Origin of the sequence: Streptomyces sp. NPDC004111, from assembly GCF_042874215.1 — a bacterium.
Classification (GTDB): domain Bacteria; phylum Actinomycetota; class Actinomycetes; order Streptomycetales; family Streptomycetaceae; genus Streptomyces.
Window position 1 is genome coordinate 222,209 of sequence record NZ_JBIAMU010000016.1, and the last position, 16,340, is coordinate 238,548.

A 16,340-nucleotide genomic window follows, 5' to 3' on the forward strand; every position below is an offset into this window, starting at 1 on the left:
GCGGGACCTATTTACAGCCCCAAAAAACTTGCCCCCGCGGGGCCGGGGGGGGGGGGGGGGCCCGGGGCCCCCCCCCCCCCCGGCCGGCCCGTCAGACCTCTTCGACGCTGCTCGGCTCGCGCCGGGACAGGTCGATACCGAGTTCCTCCGCTGCGCGGAAGACGTCCTCGTCCGTGTCGCGCATCTCGATGGACATGCCGTCCGAGGACAGCACCTCCACGTTGAGGCAGAGCGACTGCATTTCCTTGATGAGCACCTTGAAGGACTCGGGAATGCCGGGCTCCGGGATGTTCTCGCCCTTGACGATGGCCTCGTAGACCTTCACGCGGCCGGTCACGTCGTCGGACTTGATCGTCAGCAGCTCCTGGAGGGCGTACGCGGCGCCGTATGCCTCCAGCGCCCACACCTCCATCTCACCGAAGCGCTGACCACCGAACTGCGCCTTACCACCCAGCGGCTGCTGGGTGATCATCGAGTACGGGCCGGTCGAACGCGCGTGGAGCTTGTCGTCGACCAGGTGGTGGAGCTTGAGGATGTACATGTACCCGACCGAGATCGGGTCCGGGAACGGCTCGCCGGAGCGGCCGTCGAACAGGTGGGCCTTGCCGGAGGGCAGGACCAGCCGGTCGCCGTCGCGGTTGGGGATCGTGGCCTCGAAGAGACCGGTGATCTCGTCCTCGCGGGCACCGTCGAACACCGGGGTGGCGACGTTGGTGCCGGGCTCGACGCGGTCGGCGCCGATGACCTGGAGGCGCTGCGCCCACTCGTCACCCAGACCGGAGACGTCCCAGCCGCGGCTGGCGAGCCAGCCGAGGTGGATCTCCAGGACCTGTCCCGGGTTCATTCGGGACGGCACACCCAGGGGGTTCAGGATGATGTCGACCGGGGTGCCGTCCTCCAGGAACGGCATGTCCTCGATCGGCAGGATCTTGGAGATGACGCCCTTGTTGCCGTGACGGCCGGCGAGCTTGTCACCGTCGGTGATCTTGCGCTTCTGGGCCACGTAGACGCGGACCAGCTGGTTCACGCCCGGCGGAAGCTCGTCGCCCTCTTCGCGGTCGAAGACGCGGACGCCGATGACCTTGCCGATCTCACCGTGCGGCACCTTCAGCGAGGTGTCGCGCACCTCGCGCGCCTTCTCACCGAAGATCGCGCGGAGCAGGCGCTCCTCCGGCGTCAGCTCGGTCTCGCCCTTGGGCGTGACCTTGCCGACGAGGATGTCGCCGGCGACGACCTCGGCACCGATACGGATGATGCCGCGCTCGTCGAGGTCGGCGAGGACCTCCTCGGAGACGTTCGGGATGTCCCGGGTGATCTCCTCCGGGCCGAGCTTGGTGTCACGGGCGTCGACCTCGTGCTCCTCGATGTGGATCGAGGAGAGGACGTCGTCCTGCACCAGCCGCTGGCTGAGGATGATCGCGTCTTCGTAGTTGTGGCCCTCCCACGGCATGAACGCCACGAGGAGGTTCTTGCCGAGCGCCATCTCACCCTGCTGGGTGGCGGGACCGTCGGCGAGGACCTGGCCCTCGATGACCCGGGCGCCCTCGTTGACGACAACCTTCTGGTTGACCGAGGTGCCCTGGTTGGAGCGGGAGAACTTGGCGATCCGGTACGTGGTGTACGTGCCGTCGTCGTTGGCGACGGTGACGTAGTCCGCGGAGACCTCCTGGACCACACCCGCCTTCTCCGCCTTGATGACGTCACCGGCGTCGACCGCGCAGCGGTACTCCATGCCGGTGCCGACGAGCGGCGCCTCGGACGTGATCAGCGGCACGGCCTGACGCATCATGTTCGCGCCCATGAGCGCGCGGTTGGCGTCGTCGTGCTCCAGGAAGGGGATCATCGCGGTCGCGACCGACACCATCTGGCGCGGCGAGACGTCCATGTAGTCGACGTCGTCGCCCGGGATGTAGTCGATCTCGCCGCCACGGCGGCGGACCAGGACGCGCGACTCGGTGAAGCGCATGTCCTCACCGAGGGTCGCGTTCGCCTGGGCGATCACGAAGCGGTCTTCCTCGTCGGCCGTCAGGTAGTCGACGTCGTCGGTGACGACACCGTCGGTGACCTTGCGGTACGGCGTCTCGACGAAGCCGAACGCGTTGACGCGACCGTACGAGGCGAGCGAGCCGATCAGACCGATGTTCGGGCCTTCGGGCGTCTCGATCGGGCACATGCGGCCGTAGTGGGACGGGTGCACGTCACGGACCTCGAAGCCGGCCCGCTCACGGGACAGACCACCGGGACCCAGTGCCGAGAGACGACGCTTGTGCGTCAGACCCGACAGCGGGTTGTTCTGGTCCATGAACTGCGACAGCTGCGAGGTGCCGAAGAATTCCTTGATCGACGCCACGACCGGGCGGATGTTGATCAGGGTCTGCGGCGTGATCGCCTCGACGTCCTGGGTCGTCATGCGCTCGCGGACGACGCGCTCCATACGAGCCAGACCCGTGCGGACCTGGTTCTGGATGAGCTCGCCGACGTTGCGCAGACGACGGTTGCCGAAGTGGTCGATGTCGTCGGTCTCGACGACGATGTTCCGGCCCGACTCGCCGACCGTCTCGGTCTCGCCCGCGTGGAGCTTCACCAGGTACTTGATGGTGGCGATGATGTCGTCGGTGGTGAGCACGCCGGCGTTCAGCGGCTCGTCCGCGCCGAGCTTCTTGTTCACCTTGTAGCGGCCGACCTTGGCGAGGTCGTAGCGCTTCGGGTTGAAGTAGAGGTTCTCCAGCAGCGTCTGAGCGGCCTCACGGGTCGGCGGCTCGCCCGGACGCAGCTTGCGGTAGATGTCGAGCAGCGCGTCGTCCTGGCCCTGGGTGTGGTCCTTCTCCAGGGTGGCGCGCATGGACTCGTACTCGCCGAACTCCTCCAGGATCTGCTCGGTCGTCCAACCGAGGGCCTTGAGGAGAACGGTGACGGACTGCTTGCGCTTGCGGTCGATGCGGACACCGACCATGTCGCGCTTGTCGATCTCCATCTCCAGCCAGGCACCCCGGGACGGGATGATCTTGGCGGAGAAGATGTCCTTGTCGGACGTCTTGTCGATGGAGGAGTCGAAGTAGACACCCGGCGAGCGGACCAGCTGCGACACCACGACACGCTCGGTGCCGTTGATGACGAAGGTGCCCTTGTTCGTCATGAGCGGGAAGTCGCCCATGAAGACCGTCTGGGACTTGATCTCGCCGGTCTCGTTGTTGGTGAACTCGGCGGTGACGAAGAGCGGGGCGGCGAACGTGAAGTCGCGCTCCTTGCACTCGTCGATGGAGTTCTTCGGCGGCTCGAAACGGTGGTCGCGGAACGTCAGCGACATCGACCCGGAGAAGTCCTCGATCGGGGAGATCTCTTCGAAGATCTCTTCCAGACCGGACTTGGTGGGGACGTCCTGTCCACTCTCGAGAGCGGCCTCGACGCGACCCTTCCAAGCGGCGTTGCCGAGCAGCCAGTCAAAGCTCTCGGTCTGCAGCGCGAGGAGGTTCGGAACCTCGAGGGGCTCCTTGATCTTTGCAAAGGAGATGCGCAGCGGGGCGGTGCTTGCGCCGTTGTTCGTATTGGAGGTCGAGGCGTTGCGCGAGGCGGCCAAGAGGGGGTCCTTCCGAGGGCTCGGACTCACTACGCGCGTACCGGTCCCACGTTGGACACAGAGACAGAAAAGCCCTGATCAGGGCGGATCATTCCTCGGTGCTCAAGCATGGGCATGCCCCTGGTGACGGGCAGGAGGCAGCTAACAGGCAGCGCAAAGGGTCAGTGTAGCCACTTGGCCCACTGATGTCCAGAGCGGGTTTTTTGGGACCCTCATCGGCCTCTTTGTTCTTCTCAACGCCACTGCCAAGACTGCTGCTGCATCAACGTCACGGGCGAGCCCTCCGCGCCCTGCGAGCGCACCTCGATACTGCCCTCTTCGTCATCGATCCATGCCTCGGATGCGGATCGATGTGACGACGCGTCCTGAGAATTGCGCGCTGCGTGCCGTTCGTCAAGGCCCCCCGCCCCCTCAGAGGTTTGTCACCTGCCCGGACCGCCTCAGCGGCGTACAACGGGCGCGCAGCGGACCTCCGGGGCGCACAACGAAGATCACCATACTCGCCGGGGAGCGATGCGCCCAGTCGCCCCGGAGAACGCCGAAGGGCGACCACCCCATTGGGTGATCGCCCTTGGCGGTGCCGGCGTTACGCCTCACGGCGTTTCTCCGGCAAAAGAGTCCGGGGACTCAGGAGGTCACTTGACCTCGACGGCCGCACCGGCAGCCTTGAGGGACTCGGCGGCCTTCTCAGCGGCCTCCTTGTTGACCTTCTCGAGGACCGGCTTCGGGGTGCCGTCGACGAGGTCCTTGGCCTCCTTCAGACCCAGCGAGGTCAGCTCACGCACGACCTTGATGACCTGGATCTTCTTGTCGCCGGCGCCGGTGAGGATGACGTCGAACTCGTCCTTCTCCTCGACGGCCTCAGCGGCGGCACCCGGGCCGGCCGGGCCGGCGACGGCGACGGCCGCGGCGGCGGTGACGTCGAACTTCTCCTCGAAGGCCTTCACGAACTCGGAGAGCTCGATGAGGGTCATCTCTTCGAACTGCGCGAGCAGGTCGTCCTGGGACAGCTTCGCCATGATGGCGTCCTTCCACTAATTCGGCAGGTGCCGGATGTAAATGTCGGCGGGCGTACGATCGGCCCGCTGCGGCCGTCTCCCTAGTGGGCTACGACCATTGCGCGAGCCGAGTTACTCGGCACCGCCCTGCTCGTCACGCTTGACGCGAAGAGCCTCCGCAGTGCGGACGAACTTCGACGGCAGCGCCTGGAAGAGCTGAGCAGCCTGAGACTGCTTGCCCTTGAAGGCACCGGCCAGCTTGCTGAGCAGAACCTCGCGGGACTCGAGGTCCGCGAGCTGCTTGATCTCATCGGCGGACAGCGCCTTGCCGTCAAGGACACCGCCCTTGATGATGAGGTTCGGGTTCTCCTTGGCGAAGTCACGAAGACCCTTCGCCGACTCCACCGGGTCACCGGTGATGAAGGCAACCGCCGTCGGACCATTGAACTGGTCGTCCAGCGAAGTGATCCCGGCCTCGTTGGCCGCGATCTTGGTCAGCGTGTTCTTCACCACGGCGTACTGGGCGTTCTCACCGAGCGAACGACGCAGCGTCTTGAGCTGCGCGACGGTGAGACCCCGGTACTCGGTCAGCACGGCGGCGTTCGAGCTGCGGAACTGGTCCGCGAGCTCGGCTACCGCGGCAGCCTTGTCGGGCCTTGCCATAGAGCGTCGGCCTCCTTCCGGGTGATGAGGACCGCTCAGAAGGGGCTCGACAATGCAAAACGCCCCGGCGCAAGCGCACGGGGCTGAGCTCAACCAGAATGAACCGGGAACTTTCCACGAACACCTGCGCAGGTCGTCCGCGGTTATCAAGCGGATCCTTCGGCCACCACGTCCTCTTACGAACACGCAGCAACGACCAGCGGTCTTTGGCTTCCTCGGAAGAGTACGCGAATGGACGAGCGTCAGGCAAATCGGGTCACCGGGCCCGCGGGGAGCCCGCCCGGACGCGGGGAGGGGCCGCTCCGGAACGGTCCCGGGCGGCCCCTCCCCCGGAGGCTCAGACGCCCTCGGGGGCGCCCCCGGCCCCCTTGCCGAGCTCTTCGAGCACCTTCATGAAGTCGACGGTGTCCTTGGCCGGCGGGACCGCGGGAGAGACCTTGGTCCCGTAGTCCGAGTAGTTCATGGTGATGTTCATCCGGCCCTGGGCCGAGTCCATCCCGATGGCCATCTTGGCCGGGTAGCCCTTGTCGTCGACCCAGACGTCGGTGTCGTAGCCCTTGATGCCCGCCTTGTTCATGTTGGCGAGCAGTTCCTCGCGCTCCTTGCCGGAGAGCTGGCGGTCGACGTCCTTGTTGGTCTTGAGCATCTCGGCGACCGACAGGGTGCCCTTGTAGTGCTGCGTCGCCACGCCCTCGACGTTCTCGGCGCCGACGTGCTTGAGGTTCGGCGACTCCAGCAGCATGGCGATCTGCTGGGAGGGGTCCTGGTTGGCGTTGTCCATGCCACCGGTCAGCTGCTTGGCGGCGGCCCCGCCGCCGGCCTTGGCGATCTCGGCCAGGTCGATCTTCATCCAGCGCTTGCCGTCCGCCTTGGCGGCCATCGCCGATCCCGCGTCCATGTACATGACGTTGTCGCGCATGATCATGCGGATCTGCTCGGGGGCCTGGCCCCCGCCCTGCTGCTTGAGGGCGCCGGTGGGCTTCATCGTCATGTCCAGGACGCTGGGGTCCCAGCCGACGGTGCCGGACATCTCCATCTCGCCGCCCTGCGCGGCGGCGGGCATGCTCATCGTCATCCGCACCTTGGCCGACTTGGCGTCGACGGTGTTCTGGTACGCGGCCTTGAGCATCCGGGCCGCCCCGGCGCGGTCCTGCGTCTTGAGCTTGGGCGCCGCTTCGCCCCCGGCCTTCTTGCCGGCCTGTCCGTCGTCCTGACAGCCCGCGAGGCCGACCACGGCCGCCAGCGCGACCGCGGATATCCCTGCCCTCTTCCAACCCGCTGTGCTCATGCGTCCACCTCTTGTGAGTCTCCTGTGAATTCTGTGACGGTAACTCAGCCCTCTGACAGGAAGCGATCACAGAACGCGGACCAGAAGCACACCCGAACGTTTCCGGACACCGGCAACCAACCCTGCGACCGGGCGGGCCGGGACGGAAGGGAAGCGCGGGAAGGACGGGAAGGACGGGAAGGAACGACGAAGCCGCCCCCGCACCTCGTGATGAGGTGCGGGGGCGGCTTCGGTGCGCGGAACCCGCGGCTGCTGCCGAGTCAGGAGACTCAGACGGCGGCCGGGTCCTCCTCGACGAGGAGGTTGCGGGTGCGGTTGGCGTCCAGCGGGATGCCGGGGCCCATCGTGGTGGCCAGGGTGGCCTTCTTGATGTAGCGGCCCTTGGCGGCGGACGGCTTCAGACGGAGGACTTCCTCCAGCGCCGCGGCGTAGTTCTCGACCAGCTTCGTCTCGTCGAAGGAGACCTTGCCGATGATGAAGTGCAGGTTCGAGTGCTTGTCGACGCGGAACTCGATCTTGCCGCCCTTGATGTCCGTGACAGCCTTCGCCACGTCCGGGGTGACCGTGCCGGTCTTCGGGTTGGGCATCAGACCACGCGGGCCGAGGACGCGGCCGAGGCGGCCGACCTTGCCCATGAGGTCCGGGGTGGCGACGACGGCGTCGAAGTCCAGACGCCCCTTCGCGACCTCGTCGATCAGTTCGTCGGAGCCGACGATGTCGGCGCCAGCGGCTTCCGCGGCCGCAGCACGGTCACCGGTCGCGAAGACCAGGACCCGGGCGGTCTTGCCGGTGCCGTGCGGAAGGTTCACGGTGCCGCGGACCATCTGGTCGGCCTTGCGCGGGTCGACGCCCAGACGCATGGCGACCTCGACGGTGCCGTCGAACTTGACCGAGCTGGTGTCCTTGGCGAGACGGACGGCCTCGAGGGGGGCGTACAGACGCTCCCGGTCGATCTTGGCGTCCGCAGCGCGGAGAGACTTGCTGCGCTTCACTACTGCTCCTGTGGTGTGTCAGGTGTGGAGTCGTGGTGCGGGCCAGCGCCTGGCCCTACCACTGAAGGTCTACGGGGGGGTGATCAGCCCTCGACGGTGATGCCCATGGAACGGGCGGTACCGGCGATGATCTTGTCCGCGGCCTCAAGGTCGTTGGCGTTGAGGTCGGGGAGCTTGACCGTCGCGATCTCGCGCACCTGAGCGGCGGTGAGCTTCGCGACCTTGGTCTTGTGGGGCTCGCCCGATCCCTTGTCCACACCGGCGGCCTTGAGGATCAGCTTCGCGGCCGGCGGGGTCTTCGTCACGAAGGTGAAGGAGCGGTCCTCGTAGACCGTGATCTCCACCGGCACGACCATGCCACGCTGCGACTCGGTCGCGGCGTTGTAGGCCTTGCAGAACTCCATGATGTTGACGCCGTGCTGACCGAGCGCCGGGCCGACCGGCGGGGCCGGGTTGGCGGCGCCCGCGTTGATCTGGAGCTTGATAAGCCCCGTGACCTTCTTCTTCTTGGGAGGCATTGCTCTCTCCGGGTCCTAGTGAGAGTTTCGGCCATCCATCCGATCATCCGGATGGAGGCATACCGCACAACGATAACGGGTATAGCAGCGCGGCTAAAAACCGAGCAGGTCAGACCGGCTCTGGAAGCCCGATCTGACCTGTTCGGAAGCTCTTGTCAGAAGTGCCCGACCGGAGGTCAGTTCTTCTGGATCTGGTCGAAGCTGAGCTCGACCGGGGTCTCGCGGCCGAAGATCTCGACGAGGCCCTTGACCTTCTTGGAGTCCGGGTTGATCTCGTTGATCGTGGCCTGGAGGGTCGCGAACGGGCCGTCCGTGACGGTGACCGCGTCGCCGACCTCGAAGTCCAGAACCTGGACCTCCATCTTGCGCTGCGGCGCCGGCTTGCCCTCGGCCTCGGCCGCCTCGCGGGCCGCCTTCTCCTCGGCCTCCGGGGCGAGCATCTTGACGATCTCGTCCAGGGTCAGCGGGTACGGGTCGTAGGCGTTGCCCACGAAGCCGGTGACGCCGGGGGTGTTGCGGACGACGCCCCAGGACTCGTTCGTCAGGTCCATGCGCACGAGCACGTAGCCCGGGAGCTTGTTCTGACGGACGTTCTTGCGCTCGCCGTTCTTGATCTGAACGATTTCCTCTTCAGGCACCTCGGCCTGGTAGATGAACTCTTCGACGTTCAGGGAGACGGCGCGCTGCTCCAGGTTGGCCTTCACACGCTTCTCGTAACCGGCGTACGTGTGGATGACGTACCACTCGCCGGGCAGGGTGCGCAGCTCTTCGCGGAGGGCGGCGATCGGGTCGACCGGCTCGGCGGGCTCCGCGTCGGCCTCGGCCTGGGCGGCGTCCTCGTCGTCGGCGACGGCGTCGTCGATCTCGTCGGCCTCGGCGACGGCCGCGGCGGCAGCCTCGTCCTCGTCGGTCTCGGCGACGGCGACCGCGTCGTCCTCGATGTGCAGGGCAGCCTCTTCGGCCGGCTCGCCCGCGGCGGCGTCGGCGGCTTCGGCCTGGTCGGGCTCCACAGCGTCCGCCGCCTCGACGATGGCGGTCTGGTCCTCTACGGACTCGACCGACTCGATGGCGTCGTTCAGGTTCGGGTCAGACACGGTGGCTGCTTCTTCCTGGATACACAAATGGGTGGAACGCGCGAAAGGACGCCCATTCATGGAGGCGCCCTACGCGAGGTTTTTAGCCGAAGACGTACTTCACGGCGATGGAGAAGCCCTGGTCGATCACGGTCACGATGCCGATCATGATCACGACGAAGACGATGACGACCGTGGTGTACGTCGTCAGCTGGCTGCGAGTGGGCCAGACGACCTTGCGGAGCTCCGCGACGATCTGGCGGTAGAACTGCGCGAGGCGGCCGAACGGGCCCTTCTTGCCCCGCTTGCCGCCCTTGCGTGCCTTCTTCGGCGCTTCGTCCTGGGCATCAGGCATGTCGATGGAGCCCACGGCGTCCGTCACGCAACTCACCTGATTCCGGGTCGTGGCCGTGCCGCGCCCGGTGGAGCCGCACGACAATGCAGAGAAGTACGTACATGCGCACACATCCTGGCGAAGGAGTGTGTAGCAGGGCCGGAGGGACTTGAACCCCCAACCGCTGGTTTTGGAGACCAGTGCTCTACCAATTGAGCTACGACCCTTTGTGGTTCCCCCAACCTACCGCATCCGGCCGAGTGCACGGAGTGCGCACGGTGGAGCGGGCTGCTGTGGGCCAACGACAGGTGAGTGTACGTGCTCGCAGGCCCGACGTCGAACAGATACGGGCCGGGCACCCCGCCCGCCCCCTCCCGACCGCTCTGCGGAAGCCTTGTACCGGGGGCCCGTCCGGTCTGGGACGATGGGCCGTATGAGCGCTGCTACCCCTCCGACCGAGCGCAGGGTGTCCGCCCGCGTCGGTGCCATTTCCGAGTCCGCCACGCTTGCCGTGGACGCGAAGGCGAAGGCCCTCAAGGCCGCCGGCCGTCCGGTGATCGGCTTCGGTGCGGGCGAACCGGACTTCCCGACGCCCGACTACATCGTCCAGGCCGCGATCGAGGCCTGCTCGAACCCGAAGTACCACCGCTACACCCCGGCCGGCGGGCTCCCCGAGCTGAAGAACGCGATCGCGGCGAAGACGCTGCGCGACTCCGGCTACGAGGTCGACGCCTCGCAGATCCTGGTCACCAACGGCGGCAAGCAGGCCATCTACGAGGCCTTCGCCGCGATCCTCGACCCGGGCGACGAGGTCATCGTCCCGGCCCCGTACTGGACGACGTACCCCGAGTCGATCCGGCTCGCGGGCGGTGTCCCGGTCGAGGTGGTCGCCGACGAGACGACCGGTTACCGGGTGTCCGTGGAGCAGCTGGAGGCCGCCCGTACGGAGAAGACCAAGGTCGTCCTGTTCGTCTCGCCGTCGAACCCGACCGGTGCCGTCTACAGCGAGGCCGACGCCGAGGCGATCGGCCGCTGGGCACACGAGCACGGCCTGTGGGTGCTGACCGACGAGATCTACGAGCACCTGGTCTACGGGGACGCGCGGTTCACCTCGCTGCCGGCGATCGTGCCGGAGCTGAAGGACAAGTGCATCGTGGTCAACGGCGTCGCCAAGACGTACGCGATGACCGGCTGGCGGGTGGGCTGGATCATCGGCCCGAAGGACGTGGTCAAGGCCGCGACGAACCTGCAGTCGCACGCCACCTCCAACGTCTCCAACGTGGCCCAGGTCGCCGCGCTGGCCGCCGTCTCGGGTCCGCTGGACGCGGTCGCCGAGATGCGCACCGCCTTCGACCGCCGTCGGCAGACGATCGTGCGGATGCTGAGCGAGATCGACGGTGTGATCTGCCCGACACCCGAGGGCGCCTTCTACGCGTACCCGTCGGTGAAGGGGCTGCTCGGCAAGGAGATCCGCGGCAAGCGCCCGCAGACCTCCGTCGAGCTGGCCGCGCTGATCCTGGAGGAGGTGGAGGTCGCCGTGGTTCCCGGTGAGGCCTTCGGCACCCCGGGCTACCTGCGGCTTTCGTACGCGCTGGGCGACGAGGACCTCGTCGAGGGCGTGTCCCGCATCCAGAAGCTGCTGGCCGAGGCGCGCGACTAGTCCGGCAGCGGGACCCGTACTCGATGTCGAGTACGGGCGGCGGTCCTCCGGCGTGGAGCCGGAGGACCGTTTTTGCGTTCGGACACCCACCCGTTGGGAAAAAGGCACTTCCGGGCGCCACGTACGTACGGCAAGATCGGGCGATGGAACGTGTACGTGATCTGACCCTGCTCCCCAAGGCCCATCTGCACCTGCACTTCACCGGGTCGATGCGCCCCGCCACTCTGCTGGAACTGGCCGACAGACACGGTGTGCACCTTCCCGACGCGCTGACCAGCGGTGAGCCGCCGAAGCTGCGGGCGACCGACGAGCGGGGCTGGTTCCGGTTCCAGCGGCTGTACGACGCCGCCAGGTCCTGCCTGCGGACCCCCGAGGACATTCAGCGGCTGGTGCGGGAGGCCGCCGAGGAGGACGTCAGGGACGGCTCCGGGTGGCTGGAGATCCAGGTCGACCCCACGTCGTACGCCCCGCTGCTCGGCGGTCTGATCCCGGCGCTGGAGATCATCCTGGACGCGGTGGACAGCGCGTCCCGGGAGACCGGGCTCGGGATGCGGGTGCTGGTCGCGGCGAACCGGATGAAGCACCCGCTGGACGCGCGCACCCTGGCCCGCCTCGCGGTGCGTTACGCGGACCGCGGGATCGTGGGCTTCGGGCTCTCCAACGACGAGCGCCGGGGCATGGCCAGGGACTTCGACCGCGCCTTCGCCATCGCGCGCGAGGGCGGACTGCTGGCCGCGCCGCACGGCGGGGAGCTGACCGGGCCCGCCTCCGTGCGGGACTGCCTGGACGACCTGCACGCCTCGCGGATCGGGCACGGGGTGCGCGCCGCCGAGGACCCCCGGCTGCTGAAGCGGCTCGCGGACAAGGGCATCACCTGCGAGGTGTGCCCGGCGTCCAACGTGGCCCTGGGGGTCTACGAGAAGCCCGAGGACGTGCCGCTGCGAACGCTGTACGACGCCGGGGTGCCGATGGCGCTGGGGGCGGACGACCCGCTGCTGTTCGGGTCGCGGCTGGCCGCGCAGTACGAGCTGGCGCGGAACCACCACGGCTTCACCGACGCCGAACTGGCCGAGCTGGCACGGCAGTCGGTGCGTGGCTCGGCCGCGCCGCAGGACGTGCGGCAGAAGCTGCTGGCCGGGATCGACGGCTGGCTGGCCTCCTGAAGCGGGGGCGCCGGCGCCCGGCCGACGGCGCCCTCAGACGGCGATGCCCTTCAGGAGGGTGCGGGCCAGGCCCGCGGTGAAGTCGTCGATGTCCTGGGGCGGCTGCTTGCCGATCTCCCCTTCGAGGTCGTAGGCGAAGGTGCGCTGCGCGCAGGCGCCCAGCAGCAGCGAGGCGGCGGCGAAGGTGTCGGCGTCGGGTGAGATGCGGCCGGCGGCGCGTTCGGTGCGCAGATAGGCGTCCAGGCCCTCGATGGGCATGTGCGGGCCGGTGCCCATCTCCCGCATGACGGAGTCGTGGCGGGCCTTGAGCCTGCTCTCGGCGTACAGCGAGGCGCCGATCGGGAAGCTCTCCGCGTAGAAGAGGACGGCCTGGCGGGCGATCTCGGTGAGGTTCTCCTCGACGGTGCGCTCGCCGGGGTCGAGGGCGAGCCGGTGCAGCAGCGGGGTGAGCCTGGGCAGCCGCTCGCTGAGGACGGTGACGAAGAGGTCCTCCTTGCTGGCGAAGTGCTTGTAGAGGGCGGCCTCGGAGCAGCCGGCGGCGCGGGCGATCTCCTTGGTGGTGGCGCGGACCAGGCCCAGCGTGCGCATCAGCTCGTGCGCGGCGTCGACGATGCGTTCGCGGGTGGGCTTCTGCATGGGTGCTCCGGGGTTCGAGAACAGGGGTTGACGGGTGGGTGAGTGCTCACTCACCCTAAGGGTGAGTGAATGCTTACCCACTGGGAAGAGGTGCGTGCGATGAGGCTCACGGTATTCGGTGCCACCGGCGGTGTCGGACAGGAGATCGTCAAACAGGCCCTGGCCGCCGGGCACCACGTCACGGCGGTGGTGCGCGATCCGTCGGGGTACGCCCCGGCGCACGAGCGGCTGGAGGTGTTCAGGTCCGATCTCTCCGACCCCGAGCAGGTGCGCAAGGCGGTGGCGGGGCGGGACGCGGTCCTCTCCGGACTCGGCGCACGCAGGCTCAAGGACGCCGGGATCACCCACCGGCTGACCCGCACGGTGCTGGCGGCGATGGAGGCCGAGGGGGTGCGGCGGCTGGTGGTGGTCAGTGCCGGCCCCCTCTCCCCCGCCCTGCGGGGCCAGCCGCCGCTGGACCGGCTGATGCGGGCCGTCATCGGCACGGTGCTCAAGAAGATCTACGACGATCTGCGCGTCATGGAGTCCGACCTCGCCGCCTCGGGCACGGACTGGACGTCGGTACGGCCGCCCAGGCTGCTCGACAAGCCGCTGACCGGCACCTACCGCAAGGTCGTCGGCGGGATGCCGCGCAGCGGCCGGACGCTCGCGCGGGCCGACGTGGCCCACGCGATGCTCGGCGCGCTGGACGACCCGGCGACCGTGCGGCAGGGCGTCGGAGTGGCGTACTGACCGCCCGCGGGGGCCTCAGAGGGCGCAGTTGACCGTCACGGGCTCGTTGACGAGGGTCACGCCGAACGCGTCGTGGACGCCCGCGACGACCTCGCGGGCGAGGGCCAGCAGGTCCTCGGTGGTGGCGTGGCCCCGGTTGGTCAGGGCCAGGGTGTGCTTGGTGGAGATGCGGGCGGGCCCGTCGCCGTACCCCTTGGTGAAGCCCGCGCGGTCGATCAGCCAGGCGGCCGAGGTCTTGGTCAGCCCCTCCCCCGCCGGGAAGGCGGGCGGGGCGGTGTCGGGGCCGAGACGGTCGGCGACCCGGGCGCGGAACACCGCGAACCGTGCCTCGTCGAGGATCGGGTTGGTGAAGAAGGAGCCGGCCGACCAGGTGTCGTGGTCCGCCGGGTCGAGCACCATGCCCTTGCCCGCGCGCAGGGCGAGCACGCTCTCGCGGGCGGCGGCCACCGGCACCCGGTCGTTCGCCTCGACGCCCAGGGCGCGGGCGGTCTCCGGGTACTTGAGCGGCGCGGAGAGGCCCCCCGCGTCCTCCAGTTCGAAGCGGACCCGCAGCACGACGTAGCGCTCGGGGTCCTCCTTGAAGCGGCTGTGGCGGTAGGAGAACGCGCACTCGGCGTTGGTGAGGGTGACGCGCTCGCCGGTGCGGCGGTCGAAGGCGTCGACCTCGGTGAGGGTGCTGGAGACGTCCTGGCCGTACGCGCCGACGTTCTGGATCGGCGTCGCACCGGCGGAACCGGGGATTCCGGCGAGGCACTCGATGCCCGCGAGACCGGCTTCGACGACCCGGGCGACGGCGTCGGTCCACACCTCGCCGGCGGCCAGCTCCAGCTTCGTGCCGTCGAGGCGGAAGCCGCGGGTGGCGATGCGCAGGGCGGTGCCGTCGAAGCCCTTGTCGCCGACGATCAGGTTGCTGCCGCCGCCGACGATCAGCAGGGGGGTGCCGGTCGCGTCGGCCTCGCGGACCGCGGCGATCACCTCGTCGTCGGTCTCCGCGGTCACCAGGCGGTGCGCGGGGCCGCCGAGGCGGAAGGTGGTCAGGGGGGCGAGGGGGGCATCGTGGAGTTCCTGCACGGGGTCCAGCGTACGAGAGGTGGGGGTGGGGGTGGGGAGGGGTCCGCCGGGTCCGCCGGGGGCGGGGTGCGGGTGTGCGGCTCCGCCGGGGGCGTCCGGGGTACGGGGGTTCGGCTCCGCCGGGGGCCGCCCCCTTGCCCGCCCGTTCCGCCCCCGGGGGGCGGCCCCGCCGCCCAAGGGGGCGGGGGTGAGGCGGCCCCGCCGCCCAGAGGGGGCGGGGGTGAGGCGGCCCCGCCGCCCAGAGGGGGCGGGGGAGCGAGAAGGGCGGCCCCGCCGCCCAAGGGAGCGGCGGGGGCGGGGGTCAGGGGAGTTGGACGATGGCTCGGGACATGCCGAGGACCTTCTGGCCGGCGGCCATGGCGATCAGGTCCACCCGGACCCGGTTGTCGTCGAGCAGGGCCGCGACCTTGCCGGTCACCTCGATCAGGGCGCCCGTACCGTCGTTCGGCACCACGACGGGCTTGGTGAAGCGGACCCCGTACTCGACGACCGCGGCCGGGTCGACCGTCCAGTCGGTGACCACGCGGATCGCCTCGGCCATGGTGAACATGCCGTGCGCGATGACGTCCGGCAGGCCGACCTCCACCGCGAACTTCTCGTTCCAGTGGATCGGGTTGAAGTCGCCCGAGGCGCCCGCGTACTGCACGAGCGTGGCGCGGGTCACGGGGAACGACCGGGCGGGCAGCTCGGTGCCGACCTCGACGTCCGCGTACGCGATCTTGGCAGCCATCTCACGCCTCCTCGGCGGCGGCGCGCGCCACCAGCTTCGTCCAGGCGGTCACGACGTGCTCACCGCTCTCGTCGTGCACCTCACCACGGATGTCCAGGATGTCGTTGCCGGCCATCGACTTGATCGCCTCGATGGTGGAGGTGACCGAGAGCCGGTCGCCCGCCCGCACCGGGCGGGTGTAGGCGAACTTCTGGTCGCCGTGCACCACGCGGCTGTAGTCGAGCCCCAGCTGCGGGTCCTCGATCACCTGGCCCGCGGCCTTGAACGTGATCGCGAACACGAAGGTCGGCGGCGCGATCACATCGGGGTGTCCGAGCGCCTTGGCGGCCTCCTGATCGGTGTAGGCCGGATTGCTGTCGCCGACGGCCTCGGCGAACTCGCGGATCTTCTCCCGGCCGACCTCGTACGCCGAGGTGGGCGGATAGGTCCGCCCCACGAAGGACTGGTCGAGCGCCATGGACTCGTAACCTCCTGTGAAGTGACGTCAATTACGTGAACAAACGACACGAGGCCGCCCCCGGTAAAGGGGACGGCCTCGTGTACGAGCCTGTGCTTAGCGCGTTTCGCGGTGCGCCGTGTGCGAGTTGCAACGCGGGCAGTGCTTCTTCATCTCCATGCGGTCCGGGTTGTTACGCCGGTTCTTCTTGGTGATGTAGTTCCGCTCCTTGCACTCCACGCAGGCCAGCGTGATCTTCGGGCGGACGTCGGTGGCAGCCACGTGAGTGCTCCTTGGACGGACGGATGTACGGATGAACGCAAAAAAGAGTAGCCGATCGGAGGACCGACCCTACAATCGGCTACTGCGCGTAGCGGTGACCGGACTTGAACCGGTGACACAGCGATTATGAGCCGCTTGCTCTACCGACTGAGCTACACCGCTTTGATGTCTGGATCACCTCCCCCGA

At 68.5% G+C, this 16,340-nt stretch carries 16 protein-coding genes and 2 tRNA genes; 3 read left to right on the top strand and 15 right to left on the bottom strand.

Annotation, left to right across the window (positions count from 1 at the left end; translation table 11 throughout):
- Window positions 1-91: 91 nt before the first annotated feature.
- The 9 genes from rpoB to ACFYVL_RS29580 form a co-directional block, all read right to left on the bottom strand.
- Window positions 92-3,577 carry a DNA-directed RNA polymerase subunit beta gene (gene rpoB, locus ACFYVL_RS29540; RefSeq protein WP_389250135.1) on the bottom strand — a complete coding sequence of 1,162 codons (3,486 nt, stop codon included), beginning with the start codon at window positions 3,575-3,577 and terminating at the stop codon, window positions 92-94.
- Between the two features lie 635 nt (window positions 3,578-4,212).
- Complete coding sequence (gene rplL, locus ACFYVL_RS29545) at window positions 4,213-4,596, bottom strand: 50S ribosomal protein L7/L12 (protein WP_389250137.1); 384 nt, start codon at window positions 4,594-4,596, stop codon at window positions 4,213-4,215.
- Between the two features lie 111 nt (window positions 4,597-4,707).
- A complete protein-coding gene (gene rplJ, locus ACFYVL_RS29550; protein WP_389250139.1) occupies window positions 4,708-5,238 on the bottom strand; it encodes a 50S ribosomal protein L10 in 531 nt (176 codons plus the stop codon).
- 337 nt (window positions 5,239-5,575) lie between these two features.
- On the bottom strand, window positions 5,576-6,526 hold the full coding sequence (locus ACFYVL_RS29555; protein ID WP_389250140.1) for a hypothetical protein: 951 nt from the start codon (window positions 6,524-6,526) through the stop codon (window positions 5,576-5,578).
- A gap of 269 nt (window positions 6,527-6,795) precedes the next feature.
- Window positions 6,796-7,518: a 50S ribosomal protein L1 gene (gene rplA / locus ACFYVL_RS29560; protein WP_389250142.1), complete on the bottom strand. Its 723-nt coding sequence runs from the start codon at window positions 7,516-7,518 to the stop codon at window positions 6,796-6,798.
- Window positions 7,519-7,601: 83 nt separating this feature from the next.
- Complete coding sequence (gene rplK, locus ACFYVL_RS29565) at window positions 7,602-8,036, bottom strand: 50S ribosomal protein L11 (RefSeq protein WP_189821125.1); 435 nt, start codon at window positions 8,034-8,036, stop codon at window positions 7,602-7,604.
- Window positions 8,037-8,212: 176 nt separating this feature from the next.
- On the bottom strand, window positions 8,213-9,130 hold the full coding sequence (gene nusG, locus ACFYVL_RS29570) for a transcription termination/antitermination protein NusG (protein WP_389250145.1): 918 nt from the start codon (window positions 9,128-9,130) through the stop codon (window positions 8,213-8,215).
- An 82-nt stretch (window positions 9,131-9,212) separates the two neighbouring features.
- Window positions 9,213-9,491: a preprotein translocase subunit SecE gene (secE, locus tag ACFYVL_RS29575; protein WP_389250147.1), complete on the bottom strand. Its 279-nt coding sequence runs from the start codon at window positions 9,489-9,491 to the stop codon at window positions 9,213-9,215.
- Window positions 9,492-9,597: 106 nt separating this feature from the next.
- Window positions 9,598-9,670, bottom strand: a tRNA-Trp gene (locus ACFYVL_RS29580).
- 206 nt (window positions 9,671-9,876) lie between these two features.
- On the opposite strand from ACFYVL_RS29580, the gene ACFYVL_RS29585 reads away from it, so the two are divergent.
- Both ACFYVL_RS29585 and ACFYVL_RS29590 read left to right on the top strand, forming a co-directional pair.
- Window positions 9,877-11,103, top strand: a complete 1,227-nt coding sequence (locus ACFYVL_RS29585) for a pyridoxal phosphate-dependent aminotransferase (RefSeq protein ID WP_389250149.1) — start codon at window positions 9,877-9,879, stop codon at window positions 11,101-11,103.
- Between the two features lie 143 nt (window positions 11,104-11,246).
- Window positions 11,247-12,266: an adenosine deaminase gene (locus ACFYVL_RS29590; protein WP_389250151.1), complete on the top strand. Its 1,020-nt coding sequence runs from the start codon at window positions 11,247-11,249 to the stop codon at window positions 12,264-12,266.
- A gap of 33 nt (window positions 12,267-12,299) precedes the next feature.
- On the opposite strand, the gene ACFYVL_RS29595 is transcribed toward ACFYVL_RS29590, so the two are convergent.
- Entirely contained in the window at window positions 12,300-12,902 is a 603-nt protein-coding gene (locus tag ACFYVL_RS29595; RefSeq protein ID WP_389250154.1) for a TetR/AcrR family transcriptional regulator, read from the bottom strand.
- 99 nt (window positions 12,903-13,001) lie between these two features.
- On the opposite strand from ACFYVL_RS29595, the gene ACFYVL_RS29600 reads away from it, so the two are divergent.
- Window positions 13,002-13,634, top strand: coding sequence for an NAD(P)-dependent oxidoreductase (locus tag ACFYVL_RS29600; protein WP_389250156.1), 633 nt, complete (start codon window positions 13,002-13,004; stop codon window positions 13,632-13,634).
- Window positions 13,635-13,649: 15 nt separating this feature from the next.
- On the opposite strand, the gene ACFYVL_RS29605 is transcribed toward ACFYVL_RS29600, so the two are convergent.
- From ACFYVL_RS29605 to ACFYVL_RS29625, 5 genes are all read right to left on the bottom strand, one after another.
- Window positions 13,650-14,705 carry a UDP-N-acetylmuramate dehydrogenase gene (locus ACFYVL_RS29605; RefSeq protein WP_389250158.1) on the bottom strand — a complete coding sequence of 352 codons (1,056 nt, stop codon included), beginning with the start codon at window positions 14,703-14,705 and terminating at the stop codon, window positions 13,650-13,652.
- A gap of 301 nt (window positions 14,706-15,006) precedes the next feature.
- Entirely contained in the window at window positions 15,007-15,435 is a 429-nt protein-coding gene (locus ACFYVL_RS29610; protein WP_389250160.1) for a MaoC family dehydratase, read from the bottom strand.
- 1 nt (window position 15,436) lies between these two features.
- Window positions 15,437-15,892 (bottom strand): MaoC family dehydratase N-terminal domain-containing protein, encoded by a 456-nt coding sequence (locus ACFYVL_RS29615; RefSeq protein ID WP_389250162.1) that lies wholly within the window; start codon window positions 15,890-15,892, stop codon window positions 15,437-15,439.
- A 96-nt stretch (window positions 15,893-15,988) separates the two neighbouring features.
- Window positions 15,989-16,153 (bottom strand): 50S ribosomal protein L33, encoded by a 165-nt coding sequence (rpmG, locus tag ACFYVL_RS29620; RefSeq protein WP_007265873.1) that lies wholly within the window; start codon window positions 16,151-16,153, stop codon window positions 15,989-15,991.
- A gap of 89 nt (window positions 16,154-16,242) precedes the next feature.
- Window positions 16,243-16,315 (bottom strand) — tRNA-Met (locus tag ACFYVL_RS29625).
- Window positions 16,316-16,340: the final 25 nt, after the last annotated feature.